The 3,067-nt window shown below is 35.9% G+C and carries 3 protein-coding genes and 1 pseudogene; 1 reads left to right on the forward strand and 3 read right to left on the reverse strand.

Features of this window, described 5'->3' with window-relative positions; all coding sequences use genetic code 11:
* Nucleotides 1-177: 177 nt before the first annotated feature.
* Nucleotides 178-924 carry an ATP-binding protein gene (locus OKC24_RS19325; RefSeq protein WP_265466251.1) on the forward strand — a complete coding sequence of 249 codons (747 nt, stop codon included), beginning with the start codon at nucleotides 178-180 and terminating at the stop codon, nucleotides 922-924.
* 106 nt (nucleotides 925-1,030) lie between these two features.
* Here the strand turns inward: OKC24_RS19325 and OKC24_RS19330 are convergent.
* From OKC24_RS19330 to OKC24_RS19340, 3 genes and pseudogenes are all read right to left on the reverse strand, one after another.
* Nucleotides 1,031-1,120: pseudogene (locus OKC24_RS19330) on the reverse strand (putative quinol monooxygenase); the annotation flags it as partial.
* Between the two features lie 20 nt (nucleotides 1,121-1,140).
* Nucleotides 1,141-2,139, reverse strand: coding sequence for a zinc-binding alcohol dehydrogenase family protein (locus OKC24_RS19335; RefSeq protein ID WP_265466252.1), 999 nt, complete (start codon nucleotides 2,137-2,139; stop codon nucleotides 1,141-1,143).
* A gap of 71 nt (nucleotides 2,140-2,210) precedes the next feature.
* Entirely contained in the window at nucleotides 2,211-2,951 is a 741-nt protein-coding gene (locus tag OKC24_RS19340) for an SDR family oxidoreductase (RefSeq protein ID WP_001059479.1), read from the reverse strand.
* Nucleotides 2,952-3,067 lie beyond the last annotated feature (116 nt).

A 3,067-nucleotide genomic window follows, 5' to 3' on the forward strand; every position in this document is an offset into this window, starting at 1 on the left:
CTAACTTAAATAAAAATGTCTCCGACAAACCCGGTACGGTTCACTATTAGCAGTTACAGACCTATTGTATGTACTCAAAAATAGAAAATATATCCAACCTCTAAACACCACTCAAACAATGAATCCCTATACACACGCAAACTTACGTGGTGCTAATTATTTCGGAGGGGATGTAAGATGACTACAAAGAGCGTTATTGCACAAAAAATGCAAGATTTAAAACTCAATGGTTGTTTGAATTGCTTCGTTGATCATTATGATGAAATGGTTAACAATAAAAAGACCTCATTAGAAATTCTCAATGAATTACTAATCGCCGAGCAAAATGAAGTCAGCAATCGAAAAATCTTATCATTGCTAAATAAATCGAATATACGATATCCGACAAGTAGCCTGACAGAAATAGATTGCTCTAATAAAAAAGGGCTTACAAGTGATATTTTACAAAGCTTTGCTGATTGTGAATGGATTAAGTCCAAACATAATCTAATTTTTACAGGTGCAAGTGGTATAGGTAAGACATGGCTTGCCTCTGCATTTGGAACGAACGCATGTAAGTTGGGTTTTAAAGTCATCTTTTATAATACAACTGAGTTGTTCGAAGATTTCAATACAGCGGTAAATTTAGGAACTATATTGACCTTAAAGAAGAAATTACTTTCCTGTAAATTGCTCATTTTGGATGATTTTGGTTTGTCACAGATCAATAACTCTTGGTTAACTCATTTTATTAGTGTTATTGATAAACATAGTGACAACGGTTCACTACTAATCACAAGTCAATATGAAACCAATCTATGGCTTAACCACTTTGAGGACCAAACAGTTGGTGAGGCATTGCTAGATCGTATTGTTCATAGATCGCATATTTTCAATTTGGCAGGTGAATCTATGCGAAAAAAACGAGGTAAAAAAATCGAGTAATTTTTTTTATTTTTGTCCAAGTAAAGCGACACTTTAATTTACGTATAAATCTATTAAAGTGTCCAACTTGGATGAGAATGGGTGTTCAAGTAAGTGTTGATTTTGCAGTAGGCTCTATTACACTTTTTAAAAGCGCTTCTAACGTCTCTTTTTGATCTGATTTTGCCTTAAAGTTCGCAATTATTGAAATAGTCATTATTTCACCTTGAATTTGTTTTAGAAGTTTTCTAGTACAATTTTGCCTTTTGACTTGCCTGATTCAAGCAACTTATGCGCCTCCTCCAAGTGTGCAGCGTTAATTTTTCCTAGATTTTGGTTGAGGGTACTTCTAATTTTTTGCTGGTCAACTAATTGGGCAACCTGTTGCAATAGATCACCTTGCTTTTCAATATCATCAGTTTCATACATTGAACGGGTGAACATCAACTCCCAATGGATAGAAATAGATTTAGTCTTAAACGGCATAATATCAAATGTTTGTGGATCATCGATCAATCCAAGCTTGCCTTGTGGTGCAATCAGAGAAACTATTTGCTTGATATACGTTTCTGTATGATTTGTAGAGAATACATATTTTGGTTTTGCAATGCCTAGTGTCTCGATTTGTGCATTTAAATCTTTGCTATGATCAATGACATGGTCGGCACCAAGTGATTCCACCCAAGATTTCGTTTCTTCACGTGAAGCTGTTGCTATAACGGTCAGATTTGTTTTTGCTTTTAGGAGTTGGATAGCGATTGATCCTACACCACCTGCACCACCAATAATTAAAATACTGCCAACTTCTGTTTCTGAAATTTGAAACCGATCAAACAGCATTTCCCATGCCGTTATTGCAGTTAATGGCAATGCTGCTGCTTCTGCATTAGATACTGTAATTGGTTTAAGACTGATAATTCGTTCATCGACTGCTTGAAACTCAGCATTACTACCATCTCGGGTTAAATCGCCAGCATACCAAACAAAATCTCCTACTTTAAACGAGGTAACTTTTGAGCCAACTTCGATAATTTCCCCAACGGCATCCCAACCTAAAATACGATTATTTGCTTCAGACGAATTTTTTCTCACTTTGGTATCAACTGGATTCACAGAGATTGCCTGAACTTTTACCAGTACATCACGCTCCTTAAGCGTAGGCTTCGCTTTTTCAATATCTACCAATGAATTTTTAAAATCATCATGGTTATTTATAACATACGATACGGCTTTCATAGATTTGTCCTTAACTTTAAAAATATAGTAAAAATGGGAGCGAGGTGCTCCCATTTTTTGTTATTCAATTATTAAAACTCTTGGCTCGTTGGGCGTAAAACAATTTCATTAATATCTACATCCGCAGGCTGTTCAATTGCATAAGCAATTGCTCGAGCGACTGAGTCAGCTGGTATAGCTTGTTTGTAGAAATCAGTAACAAACTCTGAACTTTCTTTATGAGAAGAACCAAATTTTAGTTCTGACTCAACTGCACCAGGCTCAATAGTAGTCGTTCTAATTGTTCCCCCAACTTCATGACGAAGGCCTTCAGAGATGGCTCTTACAGCAAACTTAGTACCGCTATAAACAGTACCTCCTGGACTAAATACTTTTATCCCTGCAACAGATGCGAGATTAATAAAGTGTCCAAAGTTTTGTTTTTGGAAAACAGGTAGGGTAGCTGCTATACCATAAAGAACACCTTTGATATTTATGTCGATCATACGATCCCATTCATCAACTTTTAGCTCACTTAATGGTGCAATAGACATTAATCCAGCATTGTTTACCAATACATCGATTTGACCAAATGCGCTTAATGCCTTTTCAATAAGTGCTTGTACTTCCTGTGGTTTGGTTATATCCATACCAATAAATTCAGCTTGACCACCTTCAGCACGAATGTCGTGAACAATAGCCTCTAATTTTTCAGTACGTCTAGCACCAAGTACAACCTTTGCACCTTTTTTAGCAAGTAAGCGAGCAGTAGCTTCACCTAAACCACTACTTGCACCAGTGATAACAATAACTTTATTTTCTATATTATTCATACAAGTGCCCTTCAACCTATCTGTCAATCATATTTGATGGATTAAGTATTACAGCCTTGTTAAGTATAATAAAAGAGGTGGTTCCACTTGTTTGAACAACTAAAAGCGTATTTATA

This window comes from Acinetobacter entericus (assembly GCF_026168575.1).
Taxonomy (GTDB): Bacteria; Pseudomonadota; Gammaproteobacteria; order Pseudomonadales; family Moraxellaceae; genus Acinetobacter; species Acinetobacter bouvetii.